This is a genomic window from Microbacterium indicum DSM 19969 (assembly GCF_000422385.1).
In the GTDB taxonomy this organism is placed as follows: domain Bacteria; phylum Actinomycetota; class Actinomycetes; order Actinomycetales; family Microbacteriaceae; genus Microbacterium; species Microbacterium indicum.
Window position 1 is genome coordinate 137121 of record NZ_AULR01000004.1, and the last position, 18885, is coordinate 156005.

At 73.2% G+C, this 18885-nt stretch carries 16 protein-coding genes; 5 read left to right on the forward strand and 11 right to left on the reverse strand.

Annotation, left to right across the window (positions count from 1 at the left end; genetic code table 11):
• Nucleotides 1–180: 180 nt before the first annotated feature.
• Both H576_RS14685 and H576_RS0106895 read right to left on the reverse strand, forming a co-directional pair.
• The gene (locus tag H576_RS14685; RefSeq protein ID WP_051172320.1) at nucleotides 181–1416 is read right to left on the reverse strand and encodes a family 1 glycosylhydrolase; all 1236 of its coding nucleotides are present in this window, start codon (nucleotides 1414–1416) and stop codon (nucleotides 181–183) included.
• A gap of 16 nt (nucleotides 1417–1432) precedes the next feature.
• Nucleotides 1433–2722 (reverse strand): MFS transporter, encoded by a 1290-nt coding sequence (locus tag H576_RS0106895; RefSeq protein ID WP_029150332.1) that lies wholly within the window; start codon nucleotides 2720–2722, stop codon nucleotides 1433–1435.
• Between the two features lie 122 nt (nucleotides 2723–2844).
• On the opposite strand from H576_RS0106895, the gene H576_RS14690 reads away from it, so the two are divergent.
• The 3 genes from H576_RS14690 to hemL all read left to right on the forward strand — a co-directional run bounded on the left by H576_RS14690 (nucleotide 2845) and on the right by hemL (nucleotide 7501).
• Entirely contained in the window at nucleotides 2845–3447 is a 603-nt protein-coding gene (locus H576_RS14690; protein WP_051172324.1) for a TetR/AcrR family transcriptional regulator, read from the forward strand.
• 54 nt (nucleotides 3448–3501) lie between these two features.
• Nucleotides 3502–6102: a glycoside hydrolase family 78 protein gene (locus H576_RS14695; protein ID WP_036319822.1), complete on the forward strand. Its 2601-nt coding sequence runs from the start codon at nucleotides 3502–3504 to the stop codon at nucleotides 6100–6102.
• Between the two features lie 85 nt (nucleotides 6103–6187).
• Nucleotides 6188–7501 carry a glutamate-1-semialdehyde 2,1-aminomutase gene (hemL, locus tag H576_RS0106910; RefSeq protein WP_029150333.1) on the forward strand — a complete coding sequence of 438 codons (1314 nt, stop codon included), beginning with the start codon at nucleotides 6188–6190 and terminating at the stop codon, nucleotides 7499–7501.
• Nucleotides 7502–7507: 6 nt separating this feature from the next.
• On the opposite strand, the gene H576_RS0106915 is transcribed toward hemL, so the two are convergent.
• The 6 genes from H576_RS0106915 to H576_RS0106940 all read right to left on the reverse strand — a co-directional run bounded on the left by H576_RS0106915 (nucleotide 7508) and on the right by H576_RS0106940 (nucleotide 15994).
• A complete protein-coding gene (locus H576_RS0106915) occupies nucleotides 7508–8014 on the reverse strand; it encodes a methylated-DNA--[protein]-cysteine S-methyltransferase (RefSeq protein ID WP_029150334.1) in 507 nt (168 codons plus the stop codon).
• Nucleotides 8011–8625 carry a 2-phospho-L-lactate guanylyltransferase gene (gene cofC / locus H576_RS0106920; RefSeq protein WP_029150335.1) on the reverse strand — a complete coding sequence of 205 codons (615 nt, stop codon included), beginning with the start codon at nucleotides 8623–8625 and terminating at the stop codon, nucleotides 8011–8013. The genes H576_RS0106915 and cofC overlap by 4 nt, the downstream gene beginning before the upstream one ends.
• Nucleotides 8625–9638: a glucose-6-phosphate dehydrogenase (coenzyme-F420) gene (gene fgd / locus H576_RS0106925; RefSeq protein ID WP_029150336.1), complete on the reverse strand. Its 1014-nt coding sequence runs from the start codon at nucleotides 9636–9638 to the stop codon at nucleotides 8625–8627. The genes cofC and fgd overlap by 1 nt, the downstream gene beginning before the upstream one ends.
• Nucleotides 9635–11206, reverse strand: coding sequence for a flavin-containing monooxygenase (locus H576_RS14700; RefSeq protein WP_051172326.1), 1572 nt, complete (start codon nucleotides 11204–11206; stop codon nucleotides 9635–9637). The genes fgd and H576_RS14700 overlap by 4 nt, the downstream gene beginning before the upstream one ends.
• Nucleotides 11203–13530, reverse strand: a complete 2328-nt coding sequence (gene cofG / locus H576_RS0106935; RefSeq protein WP_029150337.1) for a 7,8-didemethyl-8-hydroxy-5-deazariboflavin synthase CofG — start codon at nucleotides 13528–13530, stop codon at nucleotides 11203–11205. The genes H576_RS14700 and cofG overlap by 4 nt, the downstream gene beginning before the upstream one ends.
• Nucleotides 13531–13609: 79 nt before the next feature.
• Complete coding sequence (locus H576_RS0106940) at nucleotides 13610–15994, reverse strand: glycoside hydrolase family 2 TIM barrel-domain containing protein (RefSeq protein WP_029150338.1); 2385 nt, start codon at nucleotides 15992–15994, stop codon at nucleotides 13610–13612.
• 47 nt (nucleotides 15995–16041) lie between these two features.
• Here H576_RS0106940 and H576_RS0106945 point away from each other — a divergent pair, with 47 nt between their 5' ends.
• Nucleotides 16042–16407 (forward strand): hypothetical protein, encoded by a 366-nt coding sequence (locus tag H576_RS0106945; RefSeq protein WP_029150339.1) that lies wholly within the window; start codon nucleotides 16042–16044, stop codon nucleotides 16405–16407.
• A 6-nt stretch (nucleotides 16408–16413) separates the two neighbouring features.
• Here the strand turns inward: H576_RS0106945 and H576_RS16950 are convergent, their stop codons facing one another.
• Complete coding sequence (locus H576_RS16950) at nucleotides 16414–16716, reverse strand: MFS transporter (RefSeq protein WP_211215778.1); 303 nt, start codon at nucleotides 16714–16716, stop codon at nucleotides 16414–16416.
• Between the two features lie 33 nt (nucleotides 16717–16749).
• On the opposite strand from H576_RS16950, the gene H576_RS16955 reads away from it, so the two are divergent.
• Entirely contained in the window at nucleotides 16750–16887 is a 138-nt protein-coding gene (locus tag H576_RS16955) for a hypothetical protein (protein WP_211215779.1), read from the forward strand.
• A 64-nt stretch (nucleotides 16888–16951) separates the two neighbouring features.
• On the opposite strand, the gene H576_RS16960 is transcribed toward H576_RS16955, so the two are convergent.
• Nucleotides 16952–17521 carry an MFS transporter gene (locus H576_RS16960; protein ID WP_281167308.1) on the reverse strand — a complete coding sequence of 190 codons (570 nt, stop codon included), beginning with the start codon at nucleotides 17519–17521 and terminating at the stop codon, nucleotides 16952–16954.
• 42 nt (nucleotides 17522–17563) lie between these two features.
• Entirely contained in the window at nucleotides 17564–18874 is a 1311-nt protein-coding gene (locus tag H576_RS14710) for a glycoside hydrolase family 43 protein (protein WP_051172328.1), read from the reverse strand.
• Nucleotides 18875–18885: the final 11 nt, after the last annotated feature.

Sequence of the window (18885 nt, forward strand, 5' to 3'; positions counted from 1 at the left end):
CTTCTCACGGTCAATCCGTCCGTGGGATCCATCTCCTACGGACGCGTGGTTCATGATCGTGCGGTCCTGGAAACGGAAGGTGTCGCCGGGATGACGCGCGCGTGAAACCCGCCGGGGACGCCGGTGGGGCGCCTCCCCGCCGCGCGGGAGGGCGCCCCAACGGATCCGGATCCGGATCCCTCAGACGGCGGCGGGGGCCGCCTGCCTGACGAACGCCCCATAGGCGTCGAAGCTGGGCTTCGCGGTGCGCGCGAGCGTCTCCCGGTCGACGGCGACGAGGCCGAGCTTCGGGCCGTATCCGAAGACCCACTCGAAGTTGTCCATCAGCGTCCAATGGCAGTAGCCGAGGACGGGGGTGCCGCGGTCGATCTCGGCCTCGAGCTCCGCGAGCGCGGCGGGGATGAAGGCCGCGCGCTGGGCGTCGTCGTCCGTCTGCACGCCGTGCTCGGTCACGAGAACGGGTACGCCGGAGCGCTCGTGTGCGTATCGCACCGCCCCCGCGAGCGCCGCGGGGGCGAGCTCCGACCCCATGCCGTTGAGCTCGCCGGCGGGCGCGACCTCGCCGTCGGCGTCGTAGGTGAACCTCTCGTAGTTCTGCACGCCGATGAAGTCGTCGTCGCGCGCGACGTCGAGCCAGTGGTCGTACACGGCGGCTCGGCGCGCGTCGCGGTGGGCCTCGCCGCCCGGCAGCGCCACGTCGTCGGCGATCGCGATCGATACGCCCGTCGGGAGGTCCGCCCGGCGCGCCTTCACGGCCGCCTTCGCGGCGCGATGGGCGACCGTGAACGCGGCCTGGAAATCGGCCTGCGCTTCTGCGGGCAGCACGTTCGACGCGAAGTAGCGCTCCGTGCCCGCATCGCGCGCGGCGGCGGCGAGCATGTCGCGCTTGATCTGCTCGGCGACGGGGGGCAGCTTGCCTCCCGCCTGGAGCAGCTGCTCGAGGTTGGGCTCGTTGATCGTCACGGCGACGGCGATGCGGTCGCCGAAGCGCGCCATGACGCGGTCGGCCTGGGCCGCGAAGAGCTCGGCGGCGTCGGGCGCGAGCCACGAGCCCGCGGCGGCGAACCAGGCGGGCGACGCGAAGTGGTTGAGGGTGACGACGGGGGCGAGCCCGCGTTCGAGCGCTGCGTCCACGACGCGCTCGTAGTGATCGAGCTCGGCCGTGACGACCTCGCCGCGGGCAGGCTCGACGCGCGCCCACTCGACAGAGAAGCGGTAGGCGCCGAGGCCCCGAGCCGCGACGAGGTCGAGGTCGCTCTCGACGCGGTCGTACCCTCCGGCCGCCCGCCCGGAGGGCTCGGCGAACAGCGTGGGCGTCGTGTGCTCGAGCGCCCAGATGTCGCTGTGGACGTTGTCGCCTTCGTTCTGGTGTCCTGCGGTCGCGACGCCCCAGAGGAACGAATCGGGAAATGCCATGCGAGGTCCTGCTCTCTTACTTGGGTCCGCGGATGAGGGTGATCACGAGGCCGCCGACGACCGCCGAGATCGCGCCGGCGATGAAGAGCGCCGAGAAGTTCTGCCCGCCGCCGATCGCGAGGATCGCCGGTGCGACGGCCGCGACGATCGTCGTCGGCAGGTTGTCGGCGATCTTGAGGATGCCGATCGCGCCCGCGGGGTTGTCGGGGTCGGGGAGCACGAGCGTTCCGAGCGCGAGCTCGACGGCGAAGTACACGCCCTGACCGAGCCCGACGACCCCGCAGGCGACGAGGTACATGCCGAAGCTCTCGGTGCGCGAGGCGAACACGAGGCCGAGCGCGAGCACGAAGGCCGCGACGACGACGAAGGGCTTGCGGACGCCGAGCCTGTCGCTGAGGCGGCCGATGTACGGGGTGACGATCATCGTGACGCCCGCGGTCACGAGGACCGTCAGCGTGATCATGGTCCCGAGGTGGGCGGGTTCGATGCCGAGACGCTGCATGAGGAACACGGCCTGGAAGGCGTTGAGCGCGCCGACCGCCGAGAAGACCAGCATGCGGCTCGTGAAGATCCACGTGAAGTTCGGGTGGGCGAGCGGGTTCACCCAGAACACCCCGACGACGCTGCGGATGCTGAAGGGCGCGCTCGGGAACTCCCACTTCGGGTCGCGCACGCGGGCCGCCAGCAGGAGCATGCCCGCGACGGCGATGACGGTCGGGATCCCGACGTTCGCCCACAGGTTGTCCCCGAACGGGATCGACACCGCGGTGCCGAGGAGCCCGCCTACGGCCGTGCCCATGCTGATGACGGCGACGACGGGGCCGCGGCGCTCCGCGGGCAGCTGATCGGTGACGAGCGCCGTGACCGCGATGTTCGCGCACACGAAGCCGAGCGTCACGAGCAGGTGCGCGGCGACGAGAACGGGGATGTTCGGGGCGACGATGAGGAGGAGCCCGCCCGCGACGAAGCTCACGGCGCCGGCCACGAGATAGGGGCGCCTGCGCCCGAACGCCGATCGCGAGCGGTCGCTCATCGTGCCGACTGCGGGCAGGGCGATGAGGGTGAAGATGCCCGCGATCGCGCTCGAGAGCGAGATGATCGTCGTCGCGCCCTCGGCGTCGAGCTCGGTCGCCTTGAGCGTGAGCGTCAGAAGGGCGAGCGACATCTGCGCGGCGCCCGCGCCGATGATCGCGAAGGCGATGTAGAGGATGAACGCCTTCGGGGGGTGCACCTTCTGGCGGAAGATCTGGGTCGGGGTCGGCTCGACGACGGGGTCGGTCGTGAGCTTCGGATCGGGTGAGGTCATGTCGGCTTCCTTGCCTGAGCACTGCGTCGTGTTCGGGTATCCGCGGCATCGGGGACGCCGGCGACGCTAACACCAAAACATTAAGGGCGCAATGTTTTTGCGCCGCGCGGTAGTTTCGGGAGATGGCTGGGCCCCGGGGTGAGTACCGCAAGACGGCGCAGCGGCGGGAGCAGATCCTCGACGCGGCCGTCGCCGTCTTCTCGAAGAACGGGTACACCGCGAGCTCGGTCAACGAGATCGCGCGCGTCGTCGGCATCACCCAGACGGGGGTCCTGCACCACTTCCAGGGCGGCAAGATCGCGCTGCTCCGAGCCGTCCTCGAACGTCGCGACGAGGCTGCGGAGGGGTCCCTCGGCGGCCTGCACGGGCGCGACTTCCTGCGCGGCCTCGTCGAGATCTCGCGCACGCAGCGCGACAACCGGGGGATCGTGCAGCTGTACACGATCCTCGCGGCTGAGGCGACCGACCCGGATCACCCCGTCCGCCCCTACTTCACGGCGCGTTTCGCGCGCATCGCCGACGCCGTGACCCGCGCGTATGAGGAGGTGCGGGCCGAGGGTGGCCTGCGCGAGGGGGTCGAGCCGCGGCGCGCGGCGATCGCCTCGCTCGCCGCCGTGGAGGGCACGCAGCTGCTGTGGCTCGATGACCTCGACGCCGACATCGTCGACGACACCGTGCGGGTGTTCGACGGCTTCCTCTCCGAGCCGCTCCTCGAAAAGTTATAACGTTTCAGGTTTTCGAGCTACGGTTGTCCCACGCATCGTCGCGAGGAGGACATGATGATCGCCGTCGACCGTCTCACCATCGAGCACCTCACGGAGCCGCTCGGCATCGGCGCGGCCGCGCCGCGCCTGTCATGGGCGACCCGCACCGACGCCGCCGGCTGGCGGCAGGCCGCCTACGAGATCGCGTCGGGCGAGGAGACGACGGGCCGCATCGCATCCGCCGAGCAGGTCCTCGTGGACTGGCCCTTCGCGCCGCTCCCGAGTCGCGGGCGCCGGGAGGTCCGCGTGCGCGTGTGGGGCACCGACGGCTCGGAGAGCGCGTGGAGCGAGGCCGTCGCCGTCGAGGCCGGGATCCTCGAGCCCGCCCTCTGGGCGGCCGAGATGGTCGCTCCCACGCTGCCGCCGCAGGGCGAGGGGGGCGAGCCGGCGGTGCTGATCCGCGGAGAGGTCGACCTCCCCGCCGGCGTCGTGAGCGCGCGGATCCGCGCGACGGCCCGCGGAGTCATGACGCTCGCCCTCAACGGAACACCCATCGGCGACGACGTGCTGCACCCCGGGTGGACGAGCTACGAGACGCGCCTGCGATACGGAACGTGGGACGTCACGCCCCTCGTGAGGGAGGGGGCCAACGCGATCGGCGTGCACCTCGCCGACGGGTGGTTCCGCGGCTACCTCGGGTTCGGCGGGAGCCGCGCGATTTACGGCGACAGGACCGCGGCGCTCGTGCAGCTCGAGGCGACGCTCGCCGACGGCTCGGTCCTCGTGCTCGGATCCGACGGTTCGTGGCGCTCGGCGCTCGGCCCCGTCACACGGGCCGACCTGTACATGGGCGAGTCGTTCGACGCGCGCCGCGCCATCGCGGGCTGGGACGAGCCGGGCTTCGACGACGCGGAGTGGGAGCCCGTCGAGCCCGTGCCCTTCGACCCCTCGACGCTCGTCGCGCCGTCGGGGCCTCCCGTCAGGCGCACGCGAGAGCTCCCCGTGCAAGAGGTCATCACGACGCCGGCGGGGCGGACGATCCTCGACTTCGGCCAGAACCTCGTCGGCCGGCTGCGCGTCGACCTGCCCGCGATGGCGGCCGGGTCGGTCGTGACGCTGCGCCACGCCGAGGTGCTCGAGGACGGCGAGCTCGGCACGCGCCCCCTGCGCGCCGCACGCGCGACCGACGAGTTCGTCTCGGACGGATCCGCCCGTGTCTGGGAGCCCGACTTCACGTTCCACGGCTTCCGATACGCCGAGGTCGCGGGCTGGCCCGGCGCGGTCGACCCGGATGCCTTCGCCGCCGTCGTCGTCCACACCGACATGCGGCGGCTCGGATCCTTCGAGGCGTCGGATCCGTCGCTGTCTCGGCTGCACGAGAACGTCCTGTGGGGGATGCGCGGCAACTTCCTCTCGGTGCCGACCGACTGTCCGCAGCGCGACGAGCGCCTCGGCTGGACGGGAGACCTGCAGGTGTTCGCCCCGACGGCCGCGTTCCTCTACGACACCGCGGGCATGCTCACGGGTTGGCTCGACGACCTCGCCGCCGATCAGCACGATGACGGAAACGTCCCGCCCTACGTGCCGTTCATCGTCGCCGACGACCGCATGCCGCCGCTCGACGCGGAGGCCGGGTGGGGCGACGCCGCGACGGTCGTCCCGTGGACGATGTACGAGCGATCGGGCGACCGCGGCGTGCTCGAGCGGCAGTGGGCGTCGATGACGGCGTGGGTCGACCGGTTCGCGGCGCGGGGCGGCGACGACCTCGCCTTCGCCGACGGCTTCTCATTCGGCGACTGGCTCGACTCGGCGGCGCCGGACGACCAGCCGTGGGCCGCCCGGCTGCCCTGGCAGCCCGTCGCGGTCGCCTATCTCGCGAACTCGGCGCGGATCCTCCGCGACGCCGCGCGGGTGCTCGGCCGTGGTGGCGACGAGGCGACCTACGCGGCGCTGTTCGAGCGGGCGGCCGCGCGGTACCGCGACGAGTACGTCACGCCGTCGGGGCGGGCGGCGTTCCCGTCGCAGACGGCGTACGCGCTCGCGATCCGGTTCGGCCTGCTGACGGAGGAGCAGCGCTCGCGCGCCGGCCGCCTCCTCGCCGAGCAGGTGCGCGACGACGGCTTCCGCGTCGGGTCCGGTTTCCTCGGGACCCCGCACGTCGCCGACGCGCTCGCCGACACGGGCCAGGTCGGCACGGCGTGGGAGCTGCTCATGCAGCGCGAGAATCCCAGCTGGCTGTACGCCGTCGGCATGGGCGCGACGACCGTCTGGGAGCGGTGGGACTCGATGCTGCCGGACGGGTCCGTCAACCCCGGCGAGATGACGAGCTTCAACCACTACGCCTTCGGCGCGATCGCCGACTTCCTGCACCGCCGCGTCGCGGGCCTCGCCCCCGCGTCGCCCGGGTACCGGCGGATCCGCGTCGCCCCTCTGCCGTCGCCGCACCTGACGTGGGCGCGGGCGGCCCACGAGACCCCGTACGGCCGGGCCGCGGTGTCGTGGACATATGACCGCTCGGCGTTCGTTCTGGAGGTCGAGGTCCCGCCCAACACCGAGGCGGAGATCCTCCTCCCGGGCCAGGCGACCCCGGTGACGGCGGCATCGGGGAGACACACCTTCCGAACGCAGTACGACGCTCCGCCGGCGATCCCCGGCCTCCCGTCGTTCGGAGCGTGAGGACATCTTCCTGCCGGGAGGACATCGAAATGGATGTCCTCCCGGCAGGAAGATGTCCTCCAGGGGATCGCGGGAGAATGGATCCATGACCCGCAACGACGAGCTCTTCGACCGCGCACGCGACCTGATCCCCGGGGGCGTGAACTCGCCGGTCCGGGCGTTCGGATCCGTGGGAGGGACCCCGCTGTTCCTCGCGGCGGCCGACGGGGCGTACGTCACCGACGCCGACGGGCGGCGCTATGTCGACCTCGTCGCGTCGTGGGGGCCGGCGCTCGTCGGGCACGCGCACCCGGACGTCGTCTCCGCCGTCACCGAGGCCGCCGCGCGCGGCCTCTCGTTCGGCGCCCCGACGGAGGGCGAGGTCGAGCTCGCCGCCGCGATCGCGGGCCGCGTCACCGCCGCGGGCCTCAGCCCGATCGAGGAGGTGCGGCTCGTGTCGACGGGCACCGAGGCGACCATGACGGCCATCCGGCTCGCCCGCGGCGTCACGGGCCGCGACCTGCTCGTGAAGTTCGACGGCAACTACCACGGCCACTCCGACGGCCTCCTCGCGGCGGCGGGATCCGGCGTCGCGACCCTCGCCCTCCCGGGAACGGCGGGCGTCCCGGAGCCGGTCGCGGCGCAGACGCTCGTCGTCCCCTACGGCGACCTCGACGCCGTCCGCGAGGTCTTCGCCGCGCACGGCGAGCGGATCGCAGCGATCATCGTCGAGGCCGCCCCCGCCAACATGGGCGTCGTCGAGCCCCCGGCCGGGTTCAACGCGGCCCTCGCCGACATCGCGCACGCGGCGGGATCCCTCCTGATCCTCGACGAGGTCCTCACCGGCTTCCGCGTGCACCGGGCCGGCGCGTGGGGGCTGCAGGTCGAGACGGGGCCCGCGTACGAGCCCGACATCATCACCTTCGGCAAGGTGGTCGGCGGCGGCATGCCGCTCGCGGCGCTCGGCGGGAAGAAGGCCGTCATGGAGCAGCTCGCCCCGACGGGACCCGTCTACCAGGCGGGGACCCTCTCGGGGAACCCGCTCTCGGTCGCCGCGGGCCTCAAGACCCTCGAGCTCGCGACCGACGACGTCTACGCGCACCTCGACGCGGCGGCCGACGCCGTGACGGCCGCGCTCACGGGCGCGCTCGCCGCGGAGGGCGTCGAGCACGCGATCTCGCGGGTCGGATCGCTGTTCGGCGTCGCCTTCCTCCCCGAGAAGCCGGGCGACTACGCGACGGCGAAGACGCAGCAGGCGCACCGCTACCCGCCGTTCTTCCACAGCATGCTCGCGCAGGGCGTCAACCTGCCGCCGAGCGTCTTCGAGGCCTGGTTCGTGACGGCCGCGCACGACGACGCGGCGCTCGCCCGCATCGCCGACGCGCTGCCCGCCGCGGCCCGGGCGGCCGCCGCGGCCTGACCCGCGTCAGCCCGCGACGGCCCGGCGCTCGAGGTCGACGAGGAAGCGCTTGACGTCCTCGCGGCCCGAGAACTCGCCGATCGTGCCGTCGGCGCGGATGATGCGGTGCACGGGCACGACGAGCGTGAGGGGCGTCATGCGGCACGCGGTGCCGACGGCGCGGGCGGCGCGCGGGCGACCGCAGAGCTCGGCGATCTCGCCGTAGCTCGCCGTCTCGCCGTAGGGCACCTCGGCGACGGCCTCGAGTGCGTCGCGGGCGAAGCCCCGCGTGAGGCGCCAATCGACCGCGACGTCGAAGCCGCGCCGCTCGCCCGCGAAGTACTCGTCGAGCTGGGCGCCGAGGCCCGCGACGTCGCCCGACGCGGGCTCGAGGTCGCGGCGCAGCTCGCGCGAGACGCCCTCGACGATCCACGCCGCGTCGTCGGCGGTCGCGAGCGCGACGAGCGCGTCGCCGTCGAACACCGCCACGGCGGCGCCGATCGGCGTCGGGGTCGCGGTGTAGCGGTAGCTCACGCGGCGCGGGCCGCCGCGAGGAGCGAGGTCGTGCGGGGCCCGAGCCCGAGGGCGGCCGCCGCCTGGAGCTGCTCGAGGGTGTCGACGTCGCGGCGCACCGTGGATCCCTGCGGGACCTCGAGGGGGGCGAAGCCGGATCCGCGGTGCAGCGCCGCCGAGTCGGGGCCGAAGTGCGGCTCGAAGGTCCCGGGGGCGCGCCAGGCGACGAGCGTCGACCCGGATCCCTCGGCGTCGACGACGACCGACCGCTCGCTGCGCTCGGCGAGGTCGAGCGCGGCGTCGAGGTCGGAGGGGTCGAGGGCGGGGACGTCGCCCAGCAGCGCCGCGCGGGCGTCGTTCGCCGCGCGCTCGAGCCCCACGCGGACGGCGCCGTTGAGGCCCATGCCGGGGTCGGGGATGCACCGCGCGCCGTCGATCCCCTCGACGCCCGCCTGCACCTGGGCGTCGCTCGACACGACGACGACCTCGTCGACGCGCTTCGCGGCCGCGGCGGCCTGGACGGTGTCGAGCGCGATCGCGAGGGCGAGCGACGAGTGGTCGACGGGGGCCCCGTCGAGGCGCGACTTGCCCGTCGCCGTCGCCTTGACGGGGACGACGATCGACCAGCGCATCAGGCGTTCGCCTCGCGCAGCTTCGGAAGGACCTCGCGCCCGTACATCTCGAGGAACTCGGCCTGGTCGAACCCGGGGTCGTGGAAGATCAGGTGCGTGAAGCCCAGGTCGATGTACTCCTGGATCCGGGCGATGTGCTCGGAGGGATCGTCCGACACGATGAAGCGGCTCGCGGCGCGCTCGATGGGCAGCTGCTCGGCGAGGCGCTGCATCTCCATCGGGTCGTCGACGCCGGTCTTCTCCTCGGGCGAGAGGGCGAGGGGGGCCCAGAAGCGCGTGTTCTCGAGGGCCTTCTCGTGATCCCCCGGGCGCAGCGACACCTTGACCTCGAGCAGCCGGTCGACGTCGCCGCGCTCGCGGCCGCCCTTCGCGATCCCGTCGTCGAACGCCGGCAGGAGCTTGTCGGTGTAGAGCTCGGGCGCCTTGCCGCTCGTCGTGATCCACCCGTCGGCCATGCGGCCCGCGAGGCGGGTCGCCGCGGGGCCGGACGCGCCGATGTAGATCGGGACCTCCTCGGCGGGCCTGTCGTAGATCGTCGCGTTTTCGACCGAGTAGTAGTTCCCCTCGAAGGTCACGCGCTCCTCGCGCCACAGCGTGCGGATGAGGGTGATCGCCTCCTTGAGGCGCTGGAAGCGCTCGGGCGACTCGGGCCAGGCCTGGCCGAGGGTCACCTCGTTGAGCGCCTCGCCCGTGCCGACGCCGAGCACCATGCGCCCGGGGAACATCGCCCCGAGGGTCCCGAAGGCCTGCGCGACGACGCCCGGGTGGTAGCGGAACGTGGGGGTCAGGACCGAGGTGCCGAGGATCATGCGCTTCGTCGCCTGGCCGGCCGCGCCGAGCCAGGGGAGCGCGGCGGGGGCGTGCCCGCCCTCGTGCATCCACGGCTGCATGTGGTCGCTCAGGAAGGCCGAGTCGAAGCCGTTCTCCTCGGCTCCCACGGCGTAGTCGAGCAGCTCGCTCGGGCCGAACTGCTCGGCGGACGCCTTGTATCCCAGACGGAAGGGAACGGTCATGGCAGTGCTCCTTCGTTCTCGCGCAGGGTGGTCCGGCGCGGTCGCGCCGCCGAGAGGCGCGCGCGGAAATCGGCGACGGTGCCGGGCCACAGCAGGGCGAGCCTGCCGCTCCGGTCGTCAACGTACCAGTTGCTGCAGCCGCCGGTCATCCACGGCGTGGGGGCGGCGCGGAGGGCGACGTCGGCCGTCGACGCGGCCTCCTCGTCGTCCGTGACCCGGATGGGATCCGGGAACGCGTAGGGGGCGGCGGAGCGCTCGGCGATGAGCGACGCCGCGAAGTCGGCCTGCGCCTCGGAGACGAGGATCGACGAGTTGTGACCCAGCGAGGCGTTGGGCCCGTTGAGCACGTACATGTTGGGGAACCCGGAGACGAGCGTCGAGGCGACGGCCGTCATGCCCCCGGCCCAGTGCGCGTCGAGGGATCCCCGCTCGCCCTCGACGAGGGCGGCGTACGGCTGGCGGGTCGTCTCGAAGCCCGTCGCGAAGACGATCGCGTCGACCTCGTGGGCGGATCCGTCGGCCGCGACGAGAGCGGATCCGCGCACCTCGGCGAGCGCCGAGGGCACGAGGCGGACGGCGCCCGAGGCGATCGCGGGGTAGAAGTCGTCGCTCAGGAGGACGCGCTTGCAGCCGAAGGCGTAGTCGGGCGTGAGGAGGGCGCGGAGCGCGGGATCCGGCACCTGGTTCGCGAGATGCGCGCGGGCGGCCGCCTCGGCGGCGCCCGCCGCGACGGGGTCGCCCGAGCGCGAGGCGAAGCGCTCCTCGCCCTCCGCGTAGAGCGCGTCGCGGTGGGCCGCGAGCGCCGCGGGATCGGCGGCGAAGCGCAGGCGGTCGGCGGCGTCGACGGGGTGGTCGCCGCGCGGCACGATCCAGGCGGGGGTGCGCTGGAAGAGGGTCACGCGGGCGCCGAGCGCCGCGAGCGCCGGGACGAGCTGGATCGCGCTCGCCCCCGTGCCGACGACGCCGATGCGCCGGCCCGCGAGGGAGTCGTGCGGGGCGTCCGCGTGATCCCACCGAGCCGAGTGGAACATCGGGCCCGAGAAGGTGCCGAGTCCGGGGACGTCGGGGATCCGCGGCTCGGTCAGGCGGCCCGCGGCGAGGACCAGGTGGTCGGCGACGATGTCCTCGGCGCGGGAGTACGGCAGATCTGCGCCGGATCGGCCCGGGAGGCCGGTTTCGGGGGTCCGCGGGCGAGAATCGCCGTAGTTGTGCTGGACGGCGACGCGCCAGCGGGATCCGTCCCACCGGGCCGACGTCATCGCGGTTCCGAGGAGCAGGTGATCGGCGAGGCCCTCGCTCGCGACGACGCTCTCGAGGTAGGCCTCGATCTCGGCGCCGGGCGCGAAGACCCGCGACCAGTGCGCCCAGGGGTGGGTCGCGAGGCTGTAGAGGTGCGAGGGCACGTCGCACGCGATGCCGGGGTAGGTGTTGTCGCGCCACGTGCCGCCCACGCGGTCGGCGCGCTCGACGACGACGAACGACTCGACCCCCGCGGCGCGCAGCGCCAGGGCCTGCGCGATGCCGGCGAAGCCCGCGCCGACGATCACGGCGTCGACGTGCAGGGTCATGCGCCCGCCGACCTCCGGGATCCGACCTCGCCGTACGTCGTCGTGCGCTGGCGCAGGGGGCGGAAGAGGGGCTTGACGAGCGCGCGGGCGGCGCCGAGGGGCAGCTCGCGGCCGGCCTCGGCCCCGAACGACGCGCCGACCCGGCCGTCGCGGAGCGTGCCGCCGAGGTCGTCGCCGCCCGCCCGCAGCAGCTCGGCCGCGACGGCCGTGCCGTAGCGCGTCCAGGGCAGCTGGATGTGCGGGATCGACCCCGTGAGCATCAGCCGCGCGACGGCGACCATCGCGCGGTGCTCGTCGAGCGGCGAGCGGCCCGCGACGAGGGGAACGTCGCCGCCCGGCAGGGGGATCGGGACGAACTCCGTGAAGCCGCGCGTGCGGGCCTGGATCCGCATGAGCTGGCGCAGGTGGTCGACGCGCTCGAGCGCCGTCTCGGCGTGGCCGTAGAAGAGGACCGATGTCGACGTGAACCCGGCCTCGTGCGCGGCCGTGACGGTCTCGGTCCAGCGGTCGATCTCGAGGTCGCCCGGCGCGGTGATGCGGCGCACGCGCTCGCTGAGGATCTTCACGCCCGTGCCGGGGACGGTGTCGACGCCGGCCTCGCGCATCGCCGCGAGCGCGCCCGCGAGGCCGAGGCCCGAGCGGTCGGCGAGGTCGGCGACGTCCTGCGGCCGGAAGGCGTGCAGGTGGATCCCGGGGGCGGCGTCCGTGATCGTGCGGGCGATGTCGAGGTACCCCTCGGGCTCGCCCGGCACGACGCCCTGCACGCAGATCTCCGTGAGGCCGAGGTCGTCGGCGTCGCGCGCCATGTCGGCGAGGAGGGGCAGATCCCACTCGGCGCCGAGGCCCGTCGAGGCGATGTTGCGGTTGTCGACGATGCTCACGGCCTCGCCGACCGTGTAGCGCCGCACGTCGTCGGCCGTGCGCACGAGGGCCTCGAGCTCGTCGCCAGTCGTCGCGAGGAGGCGCGCCCACTCGTCGTCGTCGAGGGATGCCGGATCCTGCGCCGCGCGCTCGATGACCGCGGCGACGAGGCCGCCGGGCGCCTCGAGCGTCGGGGTGTGGTCGCGGGCCGCCTCGGTGGGGGCGGGCGCCGCGGATCCCCGGGGCGAGACCCCCTCGCGCGCGAGACCCGTCTCGGGATCCGCGAGCGCGTCGACGGCGTCGCGGAGCGCGGGGTCGATCCACGCGTCGCCGAGGAACTCGGGGTGCGCCGTGAGTCGCTCGCGCAGCGTGAAGCCGAGGTCGGCCGTCGCGGCGGCGAGGTCGTCGAGGTGCGGCCAGGGGCGCTCGGGGTTCACGTGGTCGGCCGTGAGCGGCGAGACGCCGCCCCAGTCGTCTGCCCCCGCGCGCACGAGGAGGCCGAGCTCGAGCGCATCCTGGAGGTTGGGCGGGACCTGCACGCGCATGCGCGGGCCGAACACGAGCCGCGTCACGGCGACGGCGGCGACGTACTCGACGAGCGCCGCGTCGGGCACGTCCTGCATCGCGGTGCGCGGCTTCGCGCGGAAGTTCTGCACGATGATCTCCTGCAGGTTCCCGTTCCGCTCGTGGGCGGCGCGCAGCGCGACCATCGACTCGGCGCGGTCGCGGACCGTCTCGCCGATGCCGATGAGCACGCCCGTCGTGAAGGGGATCCGCGCCTCGCCCGCGTTCTCGAGCAGGCGGAGGCGGACCTCGGGATCCTTGTCGGGCGATCCGAAGTGCACCTGGCCCGGCTCGGCGAACAGTCGGCGCGACGTCGTCTCGAGCATGACGCCCATCGACGGGGCCGTCGGGCGGAGCGCCGCGAGCTCCTCGGGGTGCATGACGCCCGGGTTCAGGTGGGGGAGGAGTCCCGTCTGCTCGCGGATCAGGCGCGCCATCGCGCCCACGTACTCGAGCGTCGAGGCGTAGCCGTGCTCGTCAAGCCACGCGCGGGCCTCGGGCCAGCGGTCCTCGGGCCGGTCGCCGAGCGTCAGGAGGGCCTCCTTGCAGCCCATCGCCTGGCCCTGGCGCGCGACGGCGAGGACCTGCGCCTCGCTCATGTACGCGGGCTTGCTCTTGCGCAGCAGCTGGCCCGGGGTGTCGACGAAGACGCAGTAGTGGCAGCGGTCGCGGCACAGCGTCGTGAGCGGGATGAACACCTTGCGCGAGTACGTGATGACGCCGGGGCGGCCGGCCAGGCGCAGGCCCTCGTCGCGCACGTGCGCGGCCGCGTCGAGGAGCCGCTCGAAGTCGTCGCCCTCGGCGCCGAGAAGCGCCTCGGCGTCGTCGACCTCGAGCCGCTCGCCGCGCACGGCCCGATCGAGGATGTCCGCGAGGGCGGGGGATCCGAGGAGAGTCATCGCTGTCAGTCTCTCACCGGATCGGGGCGCCGGGACGGGCCAGGGTGGCCCTGCCGGTGCCCCGATCCCGCGCCGCCCGTCAGCCGATCGAGACGTGCGCCTCGGCGGCGCCGCGGGGCGAGGTCGCCGTGATCGTGACCTCCCCGGCGCCGGTGGGGCGGATCACCGCGAGCGCGCGCCCGTCGAAGGTGCGCCAGGTTGCGGAGGCGAAGCGCTCCTCCGTCTTGGGGTTCGCGCTCCCCATTCCGGCGAGCTCGGCGGGGCCCGCGACCTCCACGGTCACGGGGACGTCGTCGTCGGCCACGAGGGCCCCGGCGGCGTCGCGCAGCTCGAGGGCGACGAACGCGAGGTCGTCGGCGTCGTCGCGGATCCGGTCGCGGTCGACCGTCGCCGTGAGCGACGCGGGCCCCGCGGTCGCGAGCGCGTGGCGCCCGACCTCGCGGTCGCCGTCGTAGGCGACGGCCTCGAGGACGCCCGCCCGGTAGGTCGTCTCGATCACGGCGAGGAGGGGGCGCTCCGCGCCGACCTTCGCCGAGGCGAGGGGGGATCCGTCGAGCAGCAGCTCCACGCGCTCGGCGCGGGCGTACACCTCGACCGTCACGGGCCGGCCCTCGAAGCCGCCCCAGGTCCACGACGCGACCGAGTCGCTCCACGCCCACGGCGAGGGCGAGGCGATCGCGGATCCGTGGTGCTCCGGACGGCGCACGGCGATGTACGGCTCGGAGCGCAGCCCGAACGCGATCTCGCGGTAGTACGACATGGGGCGGCGGTGGCCCGTGATGTCGATGTCGCCCGTCCACGCCGTGAGGAAGGGGAACTCGCGCTCGAGGCCCGGCTCGGCGGTCGGGTCGTCGGCGTAGGCCGTCGAGCCGATGCCGACCTCGCCGAGGTAGTCCCAGCCCGTCCACGTGAAGTCGTCGATCACGTGCGGGTTCTCCTCGACCATCGGCCAGAGGCGCCCGATCTGGGCGGGGAAGGTCTCGGATCCGACGATGACGCGGTGGGGGAACGCCGCGCGGTCGGGCGCGTAGCGCGACTCGGCGTAGTTGAAGCCGACGACGTCGAGGACGGCGCTCGACTCCTCGGTGCGCCGCGTCGCGGCCTCGCTCGATCCGATCTCGTTGAACGGGTCGCCGCCCTGCGCCGCCGCCTGGTTGAGGCCGCCGAGCTCCTCGGTGATCTGGGGGATCTCGTCGATGACCGCGAGCAGCGCGTTGACGCCGTTGGTCACGAGGCGCGTGGGGTCGAGCGCGCGCACGTGCTCGGCCATGCGCCGCGCCCAGCGCGCGCCGTGGGGCTTCCCGGTCTCGGCGATCTCGTTGCCGAGCGAGTAGAGGATCACGCTCGGGTGGTTGCGGTCCTTCGCGACCATCGCGGCGAGATCCTCCGCCCACCACTGCGGGAAGTCGGCGGCGTAGTCGAAGGGCGTCTTGAAGCGCGTCCACATGTCGAAGGCCTCGTCGACGACGAGCATGCCGAGGCGGTCGCAGGCGTCGAGCATAGCGGGCGAGAGAGGGTTGTGCGTCGCGCGGACGGCGTTGAAGCCCGCCTCCTTGAGCAGCTCGATGCGGCGCTCCTCGGCGCGGCCGATCGCGGCGGAGCCGAGCGGGCCGTTGTCGTGGTGGATGCACGCGCCGCGCAGGAGCGTCGTCACGCCGTTGATGCGCAGCCCGTGCCGCGGGTCGGCGGTGATCGTGCGGATCCCGAACGTCTCGGTCACGGGGTCCGATCCGTCGACGTCCACGGCGGCCTCGTAGAGCTGCGGGTCGTCGGGCGACCAGAGGCGCGGGGCCGCGACCGCGAGGCGGTGCCGGACGACGCCTTCCTCGCCGGGCGCGAGCGTGATCGGCGACGCGTCCGAGTCGACGCCGGGGATCCGCGACGCGACCCGCACGGTCCGGGTCGTCCGGAGCGTGTTGCGCACGGTCGTGCGGACCTCGACGACGGCCTCCTCGGCGTCGACGGAGGCCGTCGTCACCGTCGCGCCGTCGGGCACGACGTGGACGGCGTCGAGGACGTGCAGCGCCGCGGGCCGGTGCATGCCGAGGCCCGAGTACCAGCGCGAGTCCTGCCCCGCGCGGGCCTCGATGCGGATCGTCGACGCGCCCCCGAAGCGGAGGAACGGCGTGAGCTCGACGAAGAAGCGCGCGTATCCGTCGGCGCGGTTGCCCGCGAGCTCGTCGTCGACGAACACCTGGGCGCGGCGGTGCACGCCCTGCAGCTCGAGGAAGACGCTCTTCTCGAGCCACGCGTCGGGCACCGCGAGGTCGTACAGGTAGGTGACGGCGCCGCCCGGGAAGTACGCCCCCGCGCCCCGGCCCGGGACGCCGGCCGAGCGCTCGAGGTCGCGCATCGCGTCGTGCGGCAGGCGCACGGGCTCGGCGGGGATCGCGCCCTCGGCGGCGGCGAAGGGGCCGGCCGCGGGGCGCACGCGCCATCCGTCGGTGAGAACTGTGCGGGTCATCGGGAACCTCCGGTGAATCGAGGGGGCGTCGGTGGAAAGATGGGGTGATGGTCAGCCTGTACGTCGACTCCGCGGCCCTCGAGATCAAGCTCGCCCCGATCGAGCGGACGCTCGCGATGCACAGGGCGCCCGTGCGTATCAGCCGATCCCAGATCGCCAAGGTGCAGCTGACCGACGATCCGTTCACGTGGCTCCGCGGGGTGCGCGCCCCGGGCAGCCACGTGCCGAACAGGCTCGCGTTCGGCACGTGGCGATCGGTGTTCGGCGACGACTTCGTGGCGATCCGCTCGGGCCGCCCCGCCGTCGTCATCGACCTCGAGGAGGGCGCCGGGTTCCAGCGCGTCATCCTGTCGACCACTCACGGTGCCGACCTGGTGAACGCGCTGCAGCCCGGCGCCGATCCCGAGGCCTGAGGCCGTCTACCTGACCGTCTTGATCCAGATGATCGAGACGGCGCCGAGGACCGCCATGGCGATCGCGACGGGGAACACGAGGTGGTACCCGCTCGTCGCGACGACGAGCGACGAGGTGATGATCGGGCCGAACGTCTGGCCGAGGGTCGTGGCGAGGTTGAGGATGCCCAGATCCTTGCCCGCATCCTCCTGGTTCGGCAGCACGTCGACGTTGAGGGCCTGGTCGACCGACGCGTAGACGCCGTAGCCGAGGCCCGCGATGCCGGCGTAGAGGTACATGCCCATGGCGGTCGGGAAGATCCAGGGCATCGCGATGCCGAGGCGAAGAGCAGGCTCGCGACGATGACGGGCAGCTTGCGGCGACCGATCCAGTCGAAGATCGGCCCGCCCGTCAGCGAGGCGACGAGGCCCACGACGAGGGTGATGACCGACATCCGCGAGACGGTCCCGGCCGAGTCGACGACCGACTGGCCGATGTAGTTCTGCACGATGTAGAGCTGGTAGGCCGTGATCATCTGGTACGAGACCAGCATGAAGAGGCGGCCTACGAACGCCTTGTAGAAGTCGGGCGCCGTGAGGGGCTCGGCGGGCGGAACGACTTCACGAGGTCGAGGAATCCGCCGCCGCGCGCCTCGGTCCCGACCGCCGAGCGCTCGCGCGGCCAGATGAACAGCGTGGCGACGTCGCCGATGAGCATGAGGGCGCCCGCGAGGACGTAGCCGGGCAGCGACGTCGTGATGAACGCGGCGCCGATGATCGCGCCGAGGGGGAATCCGACGGTCTGGCCCGCGTCGAAGAACGCCGACATCGTGCCGCGGATCTGCAGCGGGACGCGGTCCGAGATCACGGCGATCGCGGGGGCCAGCATCATGTTGAGGCCGACCATCGTGATGCAGTAGACGATGAGGATCGCGACGGGGTTCGTCAGGACGCCCACGAGGGTCAGCGAGACGCCGCCGATGATGGCGCCGCCGAAGATCCAGGGGGTGCGGCGGCCGAAGCGCGTGCGCACGCGGTCCGACAGGTTGCCGAACACGAGGTTCGAGACGAGCGACACGATCGCCGTCACGGAGTTGATCGTGCCGAACCACGCGTCGGGCGAGTCGACGCCGATGTCGGTGAGGTGCTGGAGGGAGGGGTGGTCATCTGCGCTTCCTTACGCGTCTGAGGAGGTCGAGCCGAAGGTGGCGGCCGGAGCGTGCTCGCGGCCGACCGTGCGGAAGCCGTCGAAGGAGACGGTCCCCGACGCGGCGTACAGGCCGATGACGCGGCCCGTGAACGACGCCGCGGTCTCGGCCGACAGCGAGCGGCCGCCGGTGCCCGCCGAGACGTCGATCGTCGTCGAGGCCTCGACCTCGAGGGCGAGCTGGCGGCGGCCGACGAAGGCCGCGCGCAGGTCGTCGAGCGTCGTGCCGTCGGACGCGATCGTCAGGCGGCCGTCGGCGACCGTCGCGATCGTCTGGGGCAGGCGGCGCATCGCGATCCAGCGGTTGTCGAGCGGGGCGTCGAACGCGACGTCCTCGACGATCTCGCGGCGCGGCGCGAGGTTCACGGGCTCGGCGACGGGCCAGCCCGACGACCAGTCGACGCGCGTCACGAAGGTCTCGCGGCCGAGGGGCGAGAAGGCGCGGGTGCCGCCCTTGGGGCGCACACCCAGCATGACGAACAGCGACTCACCGTTCGGGCCCTCGACGAAGTCGCCGTGGCCCGTGTTCTGGATCGGGCGGATCGTGCTGCGCGCCGAGAGGAACGGGTTGGCGGGGCCGGGCTCGAACGGGCCCTGGGGCGAGGTGCCGCGGCCGATCGAGGCCCCGTGGCCGCGCTCGGTGCCGCCCTCGGCGATCAGGAGGTACCAGTCGTCGCCGCGGCGGAAGAGGTGCGGGGCCTCGGGGAACATCGAGCCGGATCCGGACCAGACGTCGCCGGGCTCGCTCAGCAGCTCGCCCGTCGCGAGGTCGGCGCGCACCTGCTGGATGCCGAGGTGCTTCCCCGTCTCGGGGCCCGAGAGGATGAGGCCCGAGAAGGTCACGAGCGCCGTTCCGTCGTCGTCCCAGGCGAGGCCGGGGTCGATGCCGTTCAGGCCCTCGAGCACGACGCCGTCGCTCCACGGGCCGGAGGGGTCCTCGGCCGTGAAGACGATGCAGCCGCGGCCGGACGGGACGCCGACGATGACGCGGAAGAGGCCGTCGTGCCAGCGCAGGGTGGGGGCCCACACGCCCATGTTCGTGGGGGCGTCGCCGATGCCGAGCTGGTCCTCGCGGGTCGCGACGTTGCCGATCTGCTCCCACTCGACGAAGTCGGTGCTGCGGTAGACGGGAAGCCCCGGCAGGTACTCGAAGGTCGACGTCACGATGTAGTAGACGCCGTCGACCAGAGCGATGCTCGGGTCGGGGTTGAAGCCGGGCAGGACCGGGTTGGGGTATGGCGCGCCGACGCCGCCGTACAGCGCCTCTGCTGACGAGCTCATGATGCTCCCTC